17 protein-coding genes and 1 other annotated feature are annotated in these 17517 nt (G+C 31.4%); of the genes, 10 read left to right on the top strand and 7 right to left on the bottom strand.

What is annotated here, in order from left to right; all coding sequences use genetic code 11:
• Positions 1-13: 13 nt before the first annotated feature.
• On the top strand, positions 14-499 hold the full coding sequence (greA, locus tag Q0K54_RS07130) for a transcription elongation factor GreA (protein WP_294579610.1): 486 nt from the start codon (positions 14-16) through the stop codon (positions 497-499).
• Between the two features lie 24 nt (positions 500-523).
• Here the strand turns inward: greA and Q0K54_RS07125 are convergent, their stop codons facing one another.
• The gene (locus Q0K54_RS07125) at positions 524-883 is read right to left on the bottom strand and encodes a DUF3792 domain-containing protein (RefSeq protein ID WP_294579607.1); all 360 of its coding nucleotides are present in this window, start codon (positions 881-883) and stop codon (positions 524-526) included.
• A gap of 51 nt (positions 884-934) precedes the next feature.
• On the opposite strand from Q0K54_RS07125, the gene Q0K54_RS07120 reads away from it, so the two are divergent.
• Positions 935-1567 (top strand): DUF421 domain-containing protein, encoded by a 633-nt coding sequence (locus Q0K54_RS07120; RefSeq protein WP_294579606.1) that lies wholly within the window; start codon positions 935-937, stop codon positions 1565-1567.
• 16 nt (positions 1568-1583) lie between these two features.
• Here Q0K54_RS07120 and Q0K54_RS07115 read toward each other — a convergent pair whose 3' ends face one another.
• The 4 genes from Q0K54_RS07115 to Q0K54_RS07100 form a co-directional block, all read right to left on the bottom strand.
• A complete protein-coding gene (locus Q0K54_RS07115; protein WP_294579605.1) occupies positions 1584-2378 on the bottom strand; it encodes an ABC transporter ATP-binding protein in 795 nt (264 codons plus the stop codon).
• Entirely contained in the window at positions 2362-3303 is a 942-nt protein-coding gene (locus Q0K54_RS07110; RefSeq protein ID WP_294579604.1) for an ABC transporter permease, read from the bottom strand. The genes Q0K54_RS07115 and Q0K54_RS07110 overlap by 17 nt, the downstream gene beginning before the upstream one ends.
• A gap of 10 nt (positions 3304-3313) precedes the next feature.
• Positions 3314-4312, bottom strand: a complete 999-nt coding sequence (locus Q0K54_RS07105) for an ABC transporter substrate-binding protein (protein WP_294579599.1) — start codon at positions 4310-4312, stop codon at positions 3314-3316.
• A 49-nt stretch (positions 4313-4361) separates the two neighbouring features.
• Positions 4362-4589, bottom strand: a binding site (T-box leader).
• A gap of 76 nt (positions 4590-4665) precedes the next feature.
• Positions 4666-5460 carry a ZIP family metal transporter gene (locus tag Q0K54_RS07100; RefSeq protein ID WP_294579595.1) on the bottom strand — a complete coding sequence of 265 codons (795 nt, stop codon included), beginning with the start codon at positions 5458-5460 and terminating at the stop codon, positions 4666-4668.
• Positions 5461-5591: 131 nt separating this feature from the next.
• Here Q0K54_RS07100 and Q0K54_RS07095 point away from each other — a divergent pair, with 131 nt between their 5' ends.
• The gene (locus Q0K54_RS07095) at positions 5592-5975 is read left to right on the top strand and encodes a metal-dependent transcriptional regulator (protein WP_294579592.1); all 384 of its coding nucleotides are present in this window, start codon (positions 5592-5594) and stop codon (positions 5973-5975) included.
• A gap of 47 nt (positions 5976-6022) precedes the next feature.
• On the opposite strand, the gene Q0K54_RS07090 is transcribed toward Q0K54_RS07095, so the two are convergent.
• Positions 6023-7279, bottom strand: coding sequence for a hypothetical protein (locus Q0K54_RS07090; protein WP_294579589.1), 1257 nt, complete (start codon positions 7277-7279; stop codon positions 6023-6025).
• Positions 7280-7403: 124 nt separating this feature from the next.
• On the opposite strand from Q0K54_RS07090, the gene pnp reads away from it, so the two are divergent.
• The 5 genes from pnp (at position 7404) to Q0K54_RS07065 (ending at position 13394) form a co-directional block, all read left to right on the top strand.
• Positions 7404-9536 carry a polyribonucleotide nucleotidyltransferase gene (pnp, locus tag Q0K54_RS07085; RefSeq protein WP_294579587.1) on the top strand — a complete coding sequence of 711 codons (2133 nt, stop codon included), beginning with the start codon at positions 7404-7406 and terminating at the stop codon, positions 9534-9536.
• A 4-nt stretch (positions 9537-9540) separates the two neighbouring features.
• Complete coding sequence (locus Q0K54_RS07080) at positions 9541-10098, top strand: nucleoside triphosphate pyrophosphatase (RefSeq protein ID WP_294579584.1); 558 nt, start codon at positions 9541-9543, stop codon at positions 10096-10098.
• A gap of 79 nt (positions 10099-10177) precedes the next feature.
• Positions 10178-11293 carry a 6-phosphofructokinase gene (locus tag Q0K54_RS07075; protein ID WP_294579582.1) on the top strand — a complete coding sequence of 372 codons (1116 nt, stop codon included), beginning with the start codon at positions 10178-10180 and terminating at the stop codon, positions 11291-11293.
• Between the two features lie 160 nt (positions 11294-11453).
• Positions 11454-12719: an FtsX-like permease family protein gene (locus Q0K54_RS07070; protein WP_294579579.1), complete on the top strand. Its 1266-nt coding sequence runs from the start codon at positions 11454-11456 to the stop codon at positions 12717-12719.
• Between the two features lie 12 nt (positions 12720-12731).
• Positions 12732-13394 carry an ATP-binding cassette domain-containing protein gene (locus tag Q0K54_RS07065; RefSeq protein WP_294579576.1) on the top strand — a complete coding sequence of 221 codons (663 nt, stop codon included), beginning with the start codon at positions 12732-12734 and terminating at the stop codon, positions 13392-13394.
• An 18-nt stretch (positions 13395-13412) separates the two neighbouring features.
• On the opposite strand, the gene Q0K54_RS07060 is transcribed toward Q0K54_RS07065, so the two are convergent.
• The gene (locus Q0K54_RS07060; RefSeq protein ID WP_294579573.1) at positions 13413-14282 is read right to left on the bottom strand and encodes a MurR/RpiR family transcriptional regulator; all 870 of its coding nucleotides are present in this window, start codon (positions 14280-14282) and stop codon (positions 13413-13415) included.
• Positions 14283-14440: 158 nt separating this feature from the next.
• Between Q0K54_RS07060 and Q0K54_RS07055 the strand changes: the two genes are divergently transcribed.
• Together Q0K54_RS07055 and Q0K54_RS07050 are read left to right on the top strand one after the other, a co-directional pair.
• Positions 14441-15841: a glycoside hydrolase family 1 protein gene (locus Q0K54_RS07055; RefSeq protein WP_294579571.1), complete on the top strand. Its 1401-nt coding sequence runs from the start codon at positions 14441-14443 to the stop codon at positions 15839-15841.
• A gap of 170 nt (positions 15842-16011) precedes the next feature.
• On the top strand, positions 16012-17424 hold the full coding sequence (locus Q0K54_RS07050; protein WP_294579567.1) for a glycoside hydrolase family 1 protein: 1413 nt from the start codon (positions 16012-16014) through the stop codon (positions 17422-17424).
• Positions 17425-17517 lie beyond the last annotated feature (93 nt).

Here is a 17517-nt window from a genome sequence, read left to right as displayed (position 1 = left end):
GAGGTGAAAAAATATGGAACACGAAAAAGTTTTGTTGACCCAAAGCGGTGTTGAAAAATTAGAACAAGAAAAAAATAACTTGATCAACGTTGAAAGACCAAAAGTTATTGAAGAATTACAATTAGCAAGATCACAAGGGGACTTGTCTGAAAACGCTGATTATGATGCAGCCAGAGAAAGACAAGCTCATTTGGAAGCTCGTATCAAAGAAATTGATTACATGTTACAGCATGCTGAAATCATTTCTGAAGATCAGATGGATTTACAAATAGTTAAACCAGGAACTACTGTTACAATTTTAGATTTATCTGAAAAAGATGCTGAACCAGAAAGTTATAAAATCGTTGGTTATACTGAAACTGACCCATTAAATGGAAAAATCTCTAATGAATCACCATTAGCCAAAGCTGTCTTAGGACATGGTATCAATGAGATCGTAACTGTAGGGGTTGCAGAACCATATGATGTAAAAATTCTTAATATTGAATTTAAAAACTAATAAAAAGTCGATGAGTCGACTTTTTTATTTTGTCTCTAATTTACGACGATAAAATGATAAAATCAGTACAGTTGCAATTAAGATAAAAGGGCGAGACAAGATATTAATTAGATTAATGTTATCAATATTCAATAATAAAGCAATCAAAGCAAAGATTAAAGCACATAATAAACTATGCCATAATGCTTTTTGTTTAAATGTTTTAACAATCATAAATCCCCAGATAATCATGATTATTCCAGCTAGAAGATTAACGATGAAATGATAAATGATATTTGGTACCGGTATAAAACTAAGAATACCAGCAATAATAAAAGAGATAAGGATGAAGCTAATTAAAATAAATAAAATGAATTTCATATATATTTTTAAATATGATTTCATATTTTCCTCCTTTTGTTGACTTATTATATTATATTGAAGGATTGATAAAATATGAGTATATTAGAAGTGATTTTAATCAGTTTGGGAATTTATGTATATTTAACGGTTTTATTACGTTTCTTTGGTAAAAAGGAGTTTAGTCAGTTAAATGTTTTTGATTTTGTGGTGTTTTTAATCATTGCGGAAATCATGATTAATTCATTGGATCAAGAAGACTTTACTTTTTTTCACGGGGTGGTGGCCACAGTTACTTTAATTGTGGTTGATCGAATTGTTTCTATTATAACGATGAAATCTAATAAGTTACGTGATTTGTTTGAAGGGAAACCAACCTATATTATTTTTAAGGGAAAATTAAATCAAGAAAAGATGCGTCAGCAACGTTATACTTTAAGTGATTTAACGCATCATTTACGAGTTAATAATGTTGATAGTATTTCTAAAGTCGAATTTGCCTTATTAGAAACTAATGGCTCACTATCAGTAGTTCAAAAAGATCAGTGTGATGTTGAGCTGCCAGAAGCGATTATTTGTGATGGGGTGGTCGATTATGATAATTTAAAACTGCTTAATCGTGATTTAAACTGGTTAAAAAAAGAATTACAAAAACAAGGAATAAAACATATAGAAGATGTGTTTTGTTGCATTCCCGAAAAGGGTAAGCTATTTGTAATAAAAAAATAGAACTGTTGCTACAGTTCTATCCTAATAACATCCGGTCATTGGCAAATTCTTCACCGCTGGCTTGTTCAAATTTTTTCAACAAGTCTTCAACAGTAAGTTTTTTCTTTTCGTCACCGCTAACATCATAAATTATTTGACCATTATACATCATGATCAAGCGATTACCAACATTAATTGCATCTTTCATATTATGAGTTACCATCATCGCAGTTAAGTTTTGCTCAGTTACAATTTTATTAGTCAGATTTAAGACTTTGGCTGAAGTAGCTGGATCAAGTGCTGCAGTATGTTCATCAAGTAGTAATAATTTTGGTTTTTGTAAAGTTGCCATCAATAAAGTGATTGCCTGGCGTTGTCCCCCTGATAATAAGCCCATTTTTGTTGTCAGACGATCTTCTAGACCTAAATTTAATGATTTAACTAATTCATAATAAGTTTTTTTCTCTTCTTTACTGACTCCCCAGCTTAAACCACGTTTTTTACCACGACGCTTTGCTAATGCCAGATTTTCAATAATTTGCATATTTCCAGCCGTACCCAACATCGGGTCTTGAAATAAGCGTCCAATTTTTTTAGCTCGTTGATGTTCTGGTAACAAAGAAATATCTTCACCATCTAGAGTAATAATTCCACAATCTAATGGATAGATTCCTGAAATCATATTTAAAAGAGTTGATTTTCCCGCTCCATTACCTCCAATAATTGTAACGAAATCGCCTTCTTTTAGTTCTAAGTTGATATTGTGTAAAACTTTTTTTTCGTTAACTGTGCCAAGGTTAAATGTTTTACATACGTTAGATAGTTTTAGCATGTTGATCATTTTCCTTTCCGGTTAATTTTTTATACATTGAAACTTGTTTTCGTTTATTCAACATAATTGGAATAGTTAAAGCAATACCAACTAAAATAGCAGTTAATAATTTCAAATCATCGGTATTTAATCCCATTTGTAAAACAACGGCAACGACGATTCGATAAATAATAGAACCAATAACGATTGATGTTAAAGTTAAAGCAAAATTTCCTTTTTTACTTGAAATAACTACTTCCCCAATAACGATTGATGCTAAAGCAATAACGATTGCCCCAGTTCCTACTCTAACATCAGTAGCTTGACCATAAAGAGCATTCAATGCTCCAGATAATCCTACTAAACCATTGCTGATCGTTAGACCTAGTAATTTCATCGTATCAGTGTTAATTCCAAGTGAGCGAGCCATTTGTTCATTGTTTCCAGTAGCTCGAATAGCAGAACCTAGTTCAGTTCCAAAAAACCAGTATAATATAGCGATAAAGATAATGACGATAATTAAAGCAATAATTAAAGCAATATAATATCTACTGATATCTAAACTGACTGATAAATTATTAAATAAGGTATTTGCCGTAGTCAATGGTAAATTGGCACGACCACCCATAATTCTTAAGTTGATTGAATATAGACCAATTTGAGTCAAGATTCCAGCTAAGATCGCCGGTATTTTACATTTGGTATGCAAGATACCAGTAATTGCTCCGGCTGCAAAACCAGCCAAAATAGAAATCAATAGCGCTAATAGGGGATGAATTCCGTTTAATACACAAATAGCACAAACGGCACCACCGGTAGTAAAACTACCATCAACTGTTAAATCGGCAATATCTAGTAATCTAAAGGTAATATAAACTCCTAATGCTAGAAATCCCCAAATCAAGCCTAAATCAACAGCACCTAAAAATGTATAAAATAAACCCATTTTTTAACTCCTATTCTTCAATAAAAGTTGCATCAGGATAGTCATCTTTATTAACCGTGATACCACAGCTTTGAGCAACTTTTAAGTTAATAACCATTGTGCAATCTTCAGCAGCTAATTGAACGATTGGAGTATTAGCAGCTGTTTTTTCACCTTTTAAAATAGCTAGTGCCTGTTTACCAGCTTCCCGTCCTAAATTTTCATAGTTAATACCATAAGTAGCAAAACCACCATTATTAACCATACCTTCTTCACCAACAATACAAGGAATTTTGGCTGGAGAAGTAACTGCTTCAACACTAGACATATAGGTAGCTAATAAATTATCAGTTGGGATATAGACTACATCATTTCCATCACTGACAATTTGACTAGCCACAGATTGAATATCGTTAGAATCAGTAACAGTATAGACTTCATATTCTAATCCATGATCTTCAGCCGCTTCTTGAGCAATTTGACCTTGGAAGATTGAATTGTCTTCACTACCACAATACATGATAGCTACTTTTTTGGCATCAGGTAATAATTCAGTTAATAAATCAAATTGATCATCGATAGGTGTTAAATCACTGGCTCCAGTAACATTACCACCTGGTTCATCATTACTTTGAACTAAATCAGTACTTTCATAATCAGTAATAGCACATCCAACAATTGGAATTGTTGTAGTAGCTGCTGCAGCTGATTGTAAAGCTGGAGTAGCGATTGCATAAATTAAATCATTGCCATCATTAACTAATTTATCAGCAATCGTTGCACAGTTTGAAGCATCACCAGCAACTTGGTAATCAATGTTATCTTCATCAACACCAGCTTCAACTAAAACATCTTTGAAGCCTTCATAAGAAGCATCTAAGGCATCGTGTTGCATTAATTGGATAACTCCAATTTTAACATCAGCAAGATCTTTAACTTCACCACTGCTGCTATCACTACTTCCAGTGCCACAGCCAGTAAGCCCAGCACACATAGCAAGTGCCAACAAACCACTTAATAATTTTTTCATAAAACATTCCCTCCGTTTCTTTCAATTTTTTAAACAAAAAAAGTCCTCATCAGAGGACGACAGAGCCGCGGTACCACCCCAATTTGCTATTAATTCACATTAACAGCCTCATTAAGTCTTTAGACTTGCATGTGATAACGGCCAGCTACCGGGGATTACCTACATATCAGTAATCCGACTCCATGATGAATTCGATACAGCTTAACGTATTGTTTGCACCAACCACAATATCTCTGATATCTAAGCCATATTTACTAGTTCACTTCATCGTCTTTGTTTAATAAATTGTTAAAGAAATCATACGATATTGAAAGGTTTTTGTCAATATGAAAAAATTTTTATTAATTAGCTATCTAAGATAACAAAATATCTAAACTCATCATAATAACAAAACCAATCATAAAACTAATTGTCCCTAAATCAATCCCTTCGGTCGCATTAGCTTCAGGAATTAACTCTTCAATACAGACAAAAAACATTGCACCGGCAGCAAAACATAAAATAAAAGGAAGCATATTATTAGCTAAACTGGCAAAAATAAAACCACATAAAGCTGCAGGAATTTCAACTAAAGCTGAAAACTGGCCGTACATCATCGCTTGAAAACGACTTTTACCATTTTGAAACATCGGTAAAGAAATAGCCGTTCCTTCAGGAAAGTTTTGAATTCCAATCCCAATCGCTAAAGTTAAGGCTGTTAAATAATTACCATTAGTAGCACTGGCAAAAGCAACTCCGACAGCTAACCCTTCAGGAATATTGTGCAATGTCATCGCCAGTAATAGCAACTTATTTTTTGAATACCGTTTTGGATGCAATCCTTCTTGCTGGTGCGTCATTAAATGTTCATGGGGAAGTAATCGATCAATGATCATTAATAAAAAAGCTCCACAAATAAAACCTAGAGGAATCATGATCAAGGAAAGCTTGCCGCTTGTTTCTAATTGTTCTTTGGCTGGTAAAAGCAGTGAAAAAAATGAAGCGGCAATCATGATGCCAGCCGAGCTGCCTAAAGCCATGCAAACTAATTTTTTATTAGTACTTTTAACAAAATATACTAAAGAACTGCCTAAAAATGTCATTAACCAGTTAAAAGTAGCGACCATAAAAACAATCATTATTGGACTCAATGATAGAAGATAATTCATTATTTCACCTCAATTATATTTATATGTCAAATATCAAACTGCCTCTAGGCGAATTATTGAGAAAAATAAGGAGTTGTGTTATTATTTAGATAGGCTTTGTTAATATTTTGTAAATAGGAGTGGTTATTAGAATGGAAGAAATGACAATTGCTATGCAAAATTATTTAGAACTAATTTATGAACTTTCATTAGACGGGAAAAAAGCTCGTGTGAGTGATATTGCTAAAAGATTAGGAGTATCAAAACCAAGTGTCAATAATGCGGTTGTTGTTTTATCTAAAGATGGGTATGTTGATTATGAAAAATATGCGGATATAAAATTAACACCCAAGGGATTAGAACTGGCTGAGTTTATTTGCAATAAACATCAAACAATCAAAAAACTTTTTATTGAAGTATTAAATATTGATGAAGAAATTGCTGATAAGGATGCTTGTTTAATTGAACATGTTATTTCTAATGAAAGCATCAAAGCAATGCAGGAATATCTCAATAATCGAGAAAAATCTAAATAAAAGAAGCTATCGGTAAAAACCAATAGCTTCTTTTAATATCTAGTTTTTTAATATCCAAAATTAATATATTCTTCAGTAGTGATAATTAGGATTGCTTTACTAGTAACAACATTTTTCTTACGATCAAATGTTTCTAGTGGTGTGTATTCAACTTTATCACGTCTTTGAACATCTTCATCATAAACATAGTCAGCTTGTCTAAAGAAAATACCGTCATTGTCATAACGAGAGATAGTACCAATACCTCTATCCTTATTATAATGAACAACAGTTCCTTCAACTCTTTCGACATATTTATCAAGATTATTCATTACTTTTTCATAGACTTCATCGTATAAATATTCTGATGTTTGATCATTGTATTTATCACCATAGTCACCTTGAGGAGTATAGTCACGATTATTTTCCTGACAAAGTTTTGTTAAGAAAATATCGACAATTTCAATCAGCATTGGATCTTCAGTTCGTAAAGTTGCTTCTAATAAACGTTGATAGATTCCTAGATGATCGATTGAATAACCGTTTTCAAAGAATTCATAAAGTAAATACGCATTAGCTTCTTTGATATTACCAGTTTTAGATAAAGTTTTATAAATAACTTCATAGAAATCAATGCTACGGATATGATTATGTAATTGCAAGAAAATCTTTTTCGCTTCATCATATCGTTCAAGTTCTACTAAAGAACAAGCTCTTTGATAATTGATCCATTGTAATGTATTGAAATGCCATTTAATTGGTAATGTTAAAGCAATATTGGCAGTTTCTACACATTCTTTAGAACGTTTTGCTTCATATAAAGCTTTTACTTTCAAACGGTAATAACGTTCTTTTTTTGATTCAAACTCTTTACCTTCAGGATTAGTAAATGGAGTATCATCTAATAAATTTGGATCTAATAAATTAAGGACTTCAATTAATTTATTAGGATCATTTGGTTTAACACGTTGCAAATATTTAATTGCCCGGTTAACTGCTGGTTCCATAGGGGAATAGCGTTCTTGTTTACATACTGCTAAAATATCATCTAAAACACTGAAAAATAAATTTTCATTTTCTTGAATTTTAGCATCATCAATATTAATATACTTGTTATATAAAGCATAACCATATTGATTTAGATATCCTTTTAGGTTAGGACATTGGGACATGAAAGTTTTACCGACTTCGATAGCATCTTCGTTATTATCACTTTTTTTAAGCAGTTTAATATAATCGTTGGCCTGGAAATCATTAAAAGAAGTAGGATCCTCCTTAAACTTTTCATTGTATACTTCTAAACTTTTTAATTCATTTTCATTCATAAACTCACCTCTGATATATATTATAACATCTTTTTAATCGCTTTTGCAGTAGTTAAGGTAATAAATTGTTTTGAAAAGTAAATTTATATGTTATAATGGCTAAGATAATAGATGAGGTGAAAAAATGAATAAACAAGTGTTTAGTATGGATTTCTATGGTAGAAATCTAAGTGTGGAAGTGGGAGAATTAGCTAAACAAGCTAATGGAGCTGTATTAGTAAGATATAATGATACAGTTATTTTATCGACAGTAGTTGCGGGAAAAGAACCTAAAGATGTAGATTTTTTTCCGTTAACAGTTACATATGAAGAAAAATTATATTCAGTTGGAAAAATTCCAGGAGGATTTTTAAAACGTGAGGGACGTCCTAGCGAACATGGGACACTAACGGCCAGAATGATTGACCGTCCAATTCGTCCATTATTTGCTGATGGATTTAGAAATGAAGTGCAAAGTGTCAATACTGTTTTATCAGTAGATCAAGATGCTACACCAGAAATGACAGCAATGCTAGGAGCTTCACTGGCATTATGTATTTCAGATATTCCATTCAATGGGCCAATTGCCGGAGTCAACGTTGGTTTAGTAGATGGTGAATTTATTGTTAATGGGTCACCAGAACAATTAGAAAGATCATTAATAAACTTGGAAGTTGCTGGTACTAAAGATGCCATTAACATGGTTGAAGCAGATGCTAAGGAAGTTAGTGAAGACGTAATGCTAGAAGCATTATTGTTTGGTCATGAAAAAATCAAAGAATTAATTGCTTTCCAGGAAAAAGTTATTGAAGCTTGCGGTAAAGAAAAAATCGAAGTACCATTATTTGAACTTGATGAAAACTTAGTTGCCGAAGTTAGCGAACGGGCAAAAGATGAAATGGTTGCTGCTGTTTCAATTCCAGGAAAGTTGGAAAGATATGCTGCAATTGATGAATTAGTAGCTACAGTAACTGAAGAATATGAAAATAAAGAATATGATAGTGATGAAACTAAAGCCAGTGTGTTAAAACAAGTTGGTATTATTTTACATGATTTAGAAAAAGATGAAGTTCGTCGATTGATCACTGAAGATAAAATTCGTCCAGATGGTCGTAAATTAGATGAGATTCGTCCATTGGATTCTCAAGTAGATTTATTGCCTCGTGTTCACGGTTCAGCTTTATTTACTCGTGGTGAAACACAGGTTTTATCAGTAACTACTTTAGGAGCTATTGGAGAACATCAAAAAATTGATGGATTAGGTCTTGAAGATCAAAAACGTTTTATGCATCATTATAATTTCCCTCCATATTCTGTTGGAGAAACCGGACGAATGGGGGCACCGGGACGTCGTGAAATCGGTCACGGGGCCTTAGGTGAAAGAGCCTTAGCTCAAGTTATTCCTGATGAAGATGAATTCCCATATACTATTAGGGTCGTTTCTGAAGTATTAGAATCAAACGGTTCTTCTTCTCAAGCTTCAATTTGTGCTGCTTCAATGTCATTAATGGCAGCTGGAGTTCCAATTAAAGCGCCTGTGGCTGGGGTAGCTATGGGATTAGTGAAAAAAGGAGACGATTATACTATCTTAACTGATATTCAGGGAATGGAAGATCACTTAGGTGATATGGACTTTAAAGTAGCTGGTACAAGTAAAGGTATTTGTGCTTTACAAATGGATATTAAGATTGATGGTATTACTAAAGAAATCTTACAAGAAGCTTTAGCCCAAGCTAAAGAAGCACGTAAAGAAATTATGGCTAATATGATGGCAACAATTAGTGAACCACGTGCTGAATTATCACCATATGCTCCAAAAGTAAAATTAATTAAAATTGATCCTGATCAAATCAAATCAGTTATTGGTCAAGGTGGTAAAACTATTAATGAAATCATTGATCAAGCTGATGGAGTTAAAATTGATATTGAACAAGATGGTTCTGTGGTAATTTATCATCATGATCAAGCGGCAATTGATACAGCAGTTAAATTAATCGAAAAAATTGTTAAGAAAGCTGAAGTTGGAGAAGTTTATGATGGTAAAGTAGTGCGAGTTGAAGATAATTATGCTTTTATTAATTTATTTGATGGAACTGATGGTTTCTTACATATCTCTGATTATGCTTATGAACGAACTAAAAAGATGAGCGATGTTATCAAATTAGGTGATATTGTTAAAGTTAAGGTTACTAAAGTTGATGATAAAGGTAAAGTTAATGTTTCAAGAAAAGCTTTGTTACCAAAACCATTAAAAAAAGAAGTAAAGAGTGAAAATTAAAACTATGAAAAAAATAATATTAGCCAGTTCTTCGCCTCGGCGCCAAGAATTGTTGAAAAAACATCATTATGATTTTATAGTTGATTTTCAAGAAATTGATGAAGTGTTAGATTTAAATCTAGCACTTCCTTTACGTTTAGAAAAACTTGCATATCAAAAAGCTCAAGTTATTGCCAGTAAATATCCTCATGATTTGATTATTGGAGCCGATACAATGGTTTGTTTAAATGATAAGATGTTGGGGAAACCTAAAAATAGGACGGAAGCTAAGGAAATGTTGCAATTTTTGTCAAATCAAACACAAACTGTCTATACAGCAGTGGCCATAATTGATGATGGGAAAATAATAGTATTTCATGATGCCACCAAGGTTACTTTTAAATCTTTATCAACAAAACAAATTGAATCATATCTGAATCTAAATGAATGGCAAGGTAAAGCCGGGGCATATGCTATTCAAGGATATGGCAAAGATCTGGTTTTGAAAATTGATGGAGATATTGAAACAGTCATCGGCTTGCCAGTTAAATTAATCAATGATTATCTACAAAAAAATTGGTAAAATTATTTTTGTAAACGTTAACATTTTTATTGTCTTTTGATAAAAAACATCATATAATGTAGTTTATGGAGGGATGTATATGGCAAATGTTAAAAGAATTGCATTATTATCTGGAGGTGGCGATTGTCCAGGTTTAAATGCTGTTATTAGAGCCGTAACCAAAGCAGCTATTACTAAATATGGCTATGAAGTTATTGGTTATGTTTTTGGTTATCGTGGTCTTTATAACAATGATTACATAGAATTAACTGTAGACAAAGTAGAAAATATCTACAAAGAAGGTGGAACTATTCTTTATAGTTCTAATAAAGATAATCTTTTTGATTATTTAGTTGATGATGGACATGGTGGTAAGGTTCGAAAAGATGTTTCAGATGTTGGTGTTGAAAATCTAAAGAAAGCTGGAGTAGATGTTTTAGTAGTTTTAGGTGGCGATGGTACTTTAACTAGTGCTCGTGACTTTGCGCGTAAAGGGGTTAACGTAATTGGAATACCTAAAACAATGGATAATGATTTACCAGCTACTGATTTAACTTATGGATTTATCAGCGCTCTTTCGGTTGGAACTGAATTTATTGATCGATTAAATACTACTGCTAAATCACATCATCGGGTAATCTGTTGTGAATTAATGGGTCGTGATGCCGGATGGATTGCATTATATGCTGGTATGGCTGGTAATGCATCATGTATCTTGATTCCTGAAATTCCTTTTACAATTGAAAATATTGTAAAACATGTTGAAAAACGTGATGCTGAAGGTTATCCATATACGGTGATTGCCGTAGCTGAAGGTGCTAAATATGCCGATGGTACTAAAGTGATTGGTAAGATTGTTGAAGACAGTCCTGATCCAGTACGTTATTCTGGTTTGGCAGCTAAAGTTGCTGATGATTTGGAAAAAGCTATTAAAAATCACGAAGTACGTTCTGTAAATCCAGGACATATTATTCGTGGTGGTGATATTCAAGCTTATGATAGAATTTTGTCAATCCGTTTTGGAATCAAAGCACTAGAATTAATTAGTGAAGGTAAATTTGGTAATGTTGTAACTTTAAAAGGTGAAGATATGACATATACTTCTTTAGAAGAAGTTATTGGAGATGCTAAATTTGGTAAACAAAAACATGTTGATCCTAATGGTGAATTAGTAAAAGCAGCTAAAGCAATTGGAATTTGCTTTGGTGATGAATAGTAACGGTGTTATCCGTTACTTTTTTATTATCAGAAATTTTGGAATTGTGGAAATTATTTGTGATAGAAGTCAAGTAGTTTCCTTTTTTTTACATATTTATATGATTATATTTTTGATATTGTTAATTATATTGATAATTGATAAAGAGGAGGCAATGATAATGATTAATAGTATTTTTTTAAATCTTCGAAAAAATCTTAGTAAAACAATTATTTTGTTTGTTACGATGTTGATCATTTGTAATTTAATCATTGCTGGTTTTTCATTGCTTAATGGCTGGCAAGATATGTTAGCTAAAATTAATACAACATATAAAAATAATGTTGTAATTACAAGTGCAATTTCAAAATTTAATGATACCTCTTTAAATATTACTATTGATATGATGGATTCATTTAAGAACCTTGATTATGTTGATAAATATAATTATAATATTGCAACTGTTGCCAGTTGTGATCAGCTTCTTTCAGCGCAAAAAAGTGTTACGATTGATGCAAATTTAGATATGAGTGTATTACAAGATTTTAATGATGGTAATAACACTTTACTATCAGGTCGTTTGTTAACTAGTGATGATAATGGCAAGGGATATTGTATGGTTGATGATGATTTTGCTGATTGTAATAATTTAACGATTGATGATACTTTAACAGTTTACACAAATATTTCTGGTAACACTTTTACTGCTGATTTAATGATTGTCGGTATTTATCAAGGTAATGACAATAATAACTTAATTTATACGGATTTAAATACCGGTCAATTATTAACTAATAATAATTCTAATTTGACCTCAGCTATTTTTTATCTTGATAGTGCTAGTCATATTAAAAATTTTATCAATTTGATTAATCAAACAACTGATAATGATACCAATACGTTAACTGTTTATAGTCAAATGTATCAAAGTAATTTAAATAATTTAAAAAATTTGGGGCATTTAATTAATAGTGTTTTGATTGCTATGATTATTATCAATATGATTGTCATTAGTCTAGTAATAGTATGTTTGATAAAAAAGAATGCATATAAACTTAAAATATATTTTTCTTTAGGAGTTAGTAAAATCAGGTTACTAATGATTCAATCAATTGAATTGCTTTTGATTAGTTCTATTGCCCTAACTGTTTCTTTATTTAGTGGCAATGTATTAGCACAAGCAATTGGTTCCTCCCTAAATATTCAAGATAATGATATAGCATTGATGAATCTGCCAGATGTAATTGAAGATAGCAGACAGTCATTGAATAGTTCAACTTATATTATTGCTGATTATGATCAAGCAACTATTAATGAGATAAACATATCGTTAGATGGACAAAGTTTAGTAGAAGTTATCTTAGTTATTTTAATAATAGTTATAGTTGCAATGTTGGTTTTTGGTATTTTTTTAATGACTTTCGCTTATGAAAAAATGTTGATTTAAGTGGGTGATAAAATGGAATGTGGATTAGAGCTTAAAAATATATCTTATTTAAATAATAAAGAAAAAAAACTGATTTTAAACGATGCCAGTTATTCATTTGAAAATGGTAAGATTTATGGTCTTGTCGAACAAAATTTTGATATAAAATCGATGTTATTAGTTTTAACTGGTGGTTTTAAAAAGCCTCAAAGTGGTACGATTGTTTATAAAGGTAAAGAGCTTAAACAAATTGGTTTAACTAATTATCGCCAACAAGATCTAGCTTTGATTTTTAAAGATAATAATCTAATTCATTATTTAAATGCATATGAAAATGTTCTAAATAGTCTTACAATTGCGAATTTGAAAAAAAGGAATAAAAAGGATTATTGCTTAAAAACGCTAATGGATTTAGGCCTTAACAAAGAAGATTGTTTTAAAGATGTCACTAAGCTAACTAAATATCAATATCAGTTGGTTGTTTTAGCTTGCGCTTTAGTTCGTCAAGTAGAAATAATCGTGACTGATGAAATAATTGAAGGTTTAAATCAAAAGGAAGCCAATGATTTAGTTGAATTATTAATTAATTTAGCGCATCAAGGACGCTGTATTATCGTAATGACGCGCTTAGTTTCTCTAGCACAAAAATTTGATGTGCAATTGAAAATTATTGATGGTCAAATTGTTTGTCAATAAAACCAGCAGTTGCTGGTTTTATTCATTAATAGGACTTTTAAAAGGATGTCGATGATCAAACATTTTATCGTTATTGAGTTTTTCTTCAATATTTTGATCATAATTTAATTTAAACAGACATGAAAAAATTAGATCTAGAATATATGAAATTGAGGTTTTAGAAGCATAGGGCGCAATTTTAGAAAAAATCTTTTCCCTAGAACCAGTGTTAATTAAATAGTCGCTATATTTTGATAAACGATTGTCACCTATTGATGTAATGGCAACAACTTTGATATGTCTTCTTTTTAGTGATTTGGCAATATCAATCAGTTCATTGGTTTCACCAGAATAAGAAATAATAATAGCGATATCTTCTGTTGTACAAGTGTAAGATAAAAATCCCTGTTCACCTGAATTAGGACGGATTTCAACTAATTTATTGATTCGCATCATTTTATGTTGAAAATCGAGACCAACCAATAAGGAATTTCCAAAACCAAATAAATATATTTTTTTGGCTTGATCAACCAAGGCAACAATTTGGTCTAAGTTATCAATATCAATTAAATTTAATGTATCTTGTAAAGCTTCTTGATGTAGTTGAGCGATTTTATTAACTATTTGCCAGGTTGAATCATCTTTTGAAAAAGGAAAATTAACATCAATTAGATTTTTATTATCATATTGCAATTCGGCAGAATATTTAATTTTAAAATCCTGATATCCTTCAAGACCTAATTTATGGCACAAGCGAACAATGGTGGCTGGAGATGTATATGTGTTTTTAGCTAATTGTTTAATTGATAAGTTTAAGACAGTTTCACCATGATTTAAAATATATCTGGCAATGTTTTTCTCGGAGTTTGAAAAATTTAATTCAAATTCTAATTGGGTCATTATACTCATTTTTATCACCATTAATATTTTATCATGAAACTTTGTTTCATAAAAGTAACTATTTTTTGATTTATTTTGAAATCAAATTGAAAATGGAGAAATGGTACTTGCAGAAGTGTTAATTTCTTATATAATGTCACTGTTACAAATAGGAGGAATAGAGAATAATGACAATTAAATTGCCACAAGATTTTTTCTTTGGTGCTGCCATGTCAGGACCACAAACTGAAGGAAGTTATAACGTAGGAGGAAGATTACGTTCATACTGGGATATGTATTCTGACCAGGAAATTAATGCATTTTACAATAATGTTGGCTCTTATGTTGGAAATGATATGTATCATAAATATGAAGAGGATATTAAATTATTAAAAAGTTTAAATTTCAAATCATTTAGAACTTCAATGCAATGGACAAGACTATTAGACCAGGATGGAAATATTAATCCTGAAGGGGCTAAATGGTATCATCAGTTGATTGATTGTGCTCATGAAAATGGTCTGGAAATTTTCATGAATATGTATCATTTTGATATGCCAGAATACTTGGTAAAACGTGGAGGCTGGCAAAATCGTGAAGTTGTTGAAGCTTATGCTAATTTTGTTAAAAAAGCGATGGAAGAATTTGGAGATAAAATTAAGTATTGGTTTACTTTTAATGAACCAATAGTGGAACCAGAACAGCAGTTTTTACATGGAGTCTGGTATCCATATTTAAAAGATTTTAAACAGTCAATTAATGTTCAATATAATATAACTTTAGCTCACTGTTTAGCAGTAATGAATTTTAGAGAGTTAAAAGCTGAAGGAAAATTGCTTGATGATGCTAAAATAGGGATGATCAACTGTTTTGCACCACCTTATACTAAAGAAAATCCAACACCGGAAGATCTAGATGCAGTTAGAATGACTGATGGGTTGCATAATCGCTGGTGGTTAGATGTAGTTGCTCATGGGCATTTACCAGCAGACGTTCTAGAGACTGTTGAAAATGATTGGAATGTTAAAATCAATCGTCGTCCTGGTGATGAGATTATTTTAGCGCAAGGGAAAGTGGATTGGCTTGGTTTTAATTATTATCAACCAACTAGAGTTCAAGCTCCAGATTCCAAATTTGATGAAAATGGCTTGCCATGCATTGCCAAACCATATATTTGGCCTGAAAGAAAGATGAACGTTCATCGGGGTTGGGAAATTTATCCTAAAGGAATTTATGATTTTGGCATGAAAATCAAAAAAGAATGTCCAGATTTACCATTTTTTATTTCAGAAAATGGTATGGGTGTTGAAGGTGAAGAAAAATATATGGATGAAAATGGGGTAGTTCAAGATGATTATCGAATTGAATTTGTTCGTGATCATTTAGAATGGATTGCCAAAGCAATCGAAGATGGAGCTAATTGTCTAGGTTATCACTATTGGGGTGTAATTGACAACTGGTCTTGGTGCAATGCATTTAAAAATCGTTATGGTTTTATTCGAGTATGTTTAGATGACGGATATAAACGTAAATTAAAGAAATCAGCTAACTGGATTAAGGAAGTAGCTAGAACTAACGAATTTGAATAATTATAGAAGCTATTTTATAGCTTCTATTTATTTTTAAAAATGAAACTTTGTTTCATTATTCTGATGAATTTTTAACTATTTTTGAAACACGATTATAATTTGGAGGTTTGATATTTACTCTTTTTTTATTTTTATATACAATAATTTTAGACATTAAGGAGGAAGTTTTAATGGAAAAGAAAATGCCAAAAGATTTTTATTGGGGTGGTTCTGTTTCTTCTTTTCAAACAGAAGGTGCTCGAAATGAAGGTGGAAAAGGATTATGTGTTTATGATGTTAGACCAATGAATCCAGAATTTTCAGATTGGAATGTGGCTATTGATGCATACCATCGTTATGATGAAGATATTGCTTTAATGAAAGAAATGGGATTTAATTTTTACCGTTTTTCAATTTGCTGGTCAAGAATTATTCCTAATGGTACTTTAGATGAACCAGTAAATGAAGAAGGAGTAGCTTTTTATAATCAATTAATTGATAAATTATTAGCTGCTGGAATTGAGCCAATGATTACATTAGTTCATTTCGATATGCCATATCATTTAGTAAAAGAATATAATGGTTTTGCTTCACGTTATGTTGTTGATTGTTTTGAAAGATATGCAAAAGTTTGTATTGAACGTTTTGGTGATCGAGTTAAACATTGGATGAGTTTTAATGAGCAAAATTTACATGGTATGATGTTAAGAGTTTCTAATGCTGAAGAAATTCCAGAAGGGGTTGATCCAGCTAAACATTTATATCAAGTAAATCATAATGTTTTTATTGCTCATTGTAAAGCTGTTCGAGCTTTAAGACAAATGCAGCCAGATGCTAAATTCTGTGGAATGGCCGCAGTGACTAACATTTATCCTTATACTAATACTCCAAAAAATAATTTATTTGCTTGGCAGGCTTATCAATATATGAATGGTTTCCATGTAGATGTTTTTTCAAAAGGAAAATATCCTGATTACATGGTAGCTTACTTAGAAAATCGTGGTTGGATGCCAAAATTTGAAGAAGAAGATGAAGAATTATTAAAATATACTGTTGATTATATTGCTTTTAGCTATTATCGTTCTAATACAGTAACTGAAGGTGAATTTGATTATCAACGTCCTTATCATGAAGTAGTGGGAGAACATGTAGTTAAAAATCCTCACTGTGAAGCTAATGAATGGGGATGGGAAATTGATCCAATTGGTTTAAGATGGACCATGAATGATTTGTATAATCGTAGCGGTTTGCCAGTTTTCATTCTTGAAAATGGTATTGGATGGCGTGAAGATTTAACTCAAGAAGAAGTAGATGAAATGTTAGCAGCTGGTAAAACGATTGAAGATGATTATCGAATCAACTATCATCGTGATCATATCAAAGAAATGGAAAATGCGATGTTTGAAGAAGGTGTCAAGTGTTTAGGTTATATCACTTGGGGACCAATTGATATTTTAGCTAGTATGTGTAATATGGATAAACGTTATGGATTTGTTTATGTTAATCGAACTAACAAGGATTTACGGGATTTAAAACGTATTCCTAAAAAATCATTTAAGTGGATCAAGAAAGTATTTGAATCTAATGGTGAAGATCTAGACTAGAAGGTAAATTTAACCTTCTAGTTTTTTTTGATGATTCAGTTAGATTGATTTAACTTTTTTTGATTGAACTATTGACATTTAAGTTAGAAGGGT

Origin of the sequence: uncultured Thomasclavelia sp., assembly GCF_944324745.1 — a bacterium.
Classification (GTDB): domain Bacteria; phylum Bacillota_I; class Bacilli_A; order Erysipelotrichales; family Coprobacillaceae; genus Thomasclavelia.
Note: the sequence above shows the minus strand (reverse complement) of the source record. Positions and strands in the feature narration are given on the sequence as shown.

Coding starts and splice junctions, on each gene's coding strand:
- greA (WP_294579610.1), top strand. CDS start 14: ATGGAACACGAAAAAGTTTTGTTGACCCAAAGCGGTGTTGAAAAATTA.
- Q0K54_RS07125 (WP_294579607.1), bottom strand. CDS start 883: ATGAAATCATATTTAAAAATATATATGAAATTCATTTTATTTATTTTA.
- Q0K54_RS07120 (WP_294579606.1), top strand. CDS start 935: ATGAGTATATTAGAAGTGATTTTAATCAGTTTGGGAATTTATGTATAT.
- Q0K54_RS07115 (WP_294579605.1), bottom strand. CDS start 2,378: ATGCTAAAACTATCTAACGTATGTAAAACATTTAACCTTGGCACAGTT.
- Q0K54_RS07110 (WP_294579604.1), bottom strand. CDS start 3,303: ATGGGTTTATTTTATACATTTTTAGGTGCTGTTGATTTAGGCTTGATT.
- Q0K54_RS07105 (WP_294579599.1), bottom strand. CDS start 4,312: ATGAAAAAATTATTAAGTGGTTTGTTGGCACTTGCTATGTGTGCTGGG.
- Q0K54_RS07100 (WP_294579595.1), bottom strand. CDS start 5,460: ATGAATTATCTTCTATCATTGAGTCCAATAATGATTGTTTTTATGGTC.
- Q0K54_RS07095 (WP_294579592.1), top strand. CDS start 5,592: ATGGAAGAAATGACAATTGCTATGCAAAATTATTTAGAACTAATTTAT.
- Q0K54_RS07090 (WP_294579589.1), bottom strand. CDS start 7,279: ATGAATGAAAATGAATTAAAAAGTTTAGAAGTATACAATGAAAAGTTT.
- pnp (WP_294579587.1), top strand. CDS start 7,404: ATGAATAAACAAGTGTTTAGTATGGATTTCTATGGTAGAAATCTAAGT.
- Q0K54_RS07080 (WP_294579584.1), top strand. CDS start 9,541: ATGAAAAAAATAATATTAGCCAGTTCTTCGCCTCGGCGCCAAGAATTG.
- Q0K54_RS07075 (WP_294579582.1), top strand. CDS start 10,178: ATGGCAAATGTTAAAAGAATTGCATTATTATCTGGAGGTGGCGATTGT.
- Q0K54_RS07070 (WP_294579579.1), top strand. CDS start 11,454: ATGATTAATAGTATTTTTTTAAATCTTCGAAAAAATCTTAGTAAAACA.
- Q0K54_RS07065 (WP_294579576.1), top strand. CDS start 12,732: ATGGAATGTGGATTAGAGCTTAAAAATATATCTTATTTAAATAATAAA.
- Q0K54_RS07060 (WP_294579573.1), bottom strand. CDS start 14,282: ATGAGTATAATGACCCAATTAGAATTTGAATTAAATTTTTCAAACTCC.
- Q0K54_RS07055 (WP_294579571.1), top strand. CDS start 14,441: ATGACAATTAAATTGCCACAAGATTTTTTCTTTGGTGCTGCCATGTCA.
- Q0K54_RS07050 (WP_294579567.1), top strand. CDS start 16,012: ATGGAAAAGAAAATGCCAAAAGATTTTTATTGGGGTGGTTCTGTTTCT.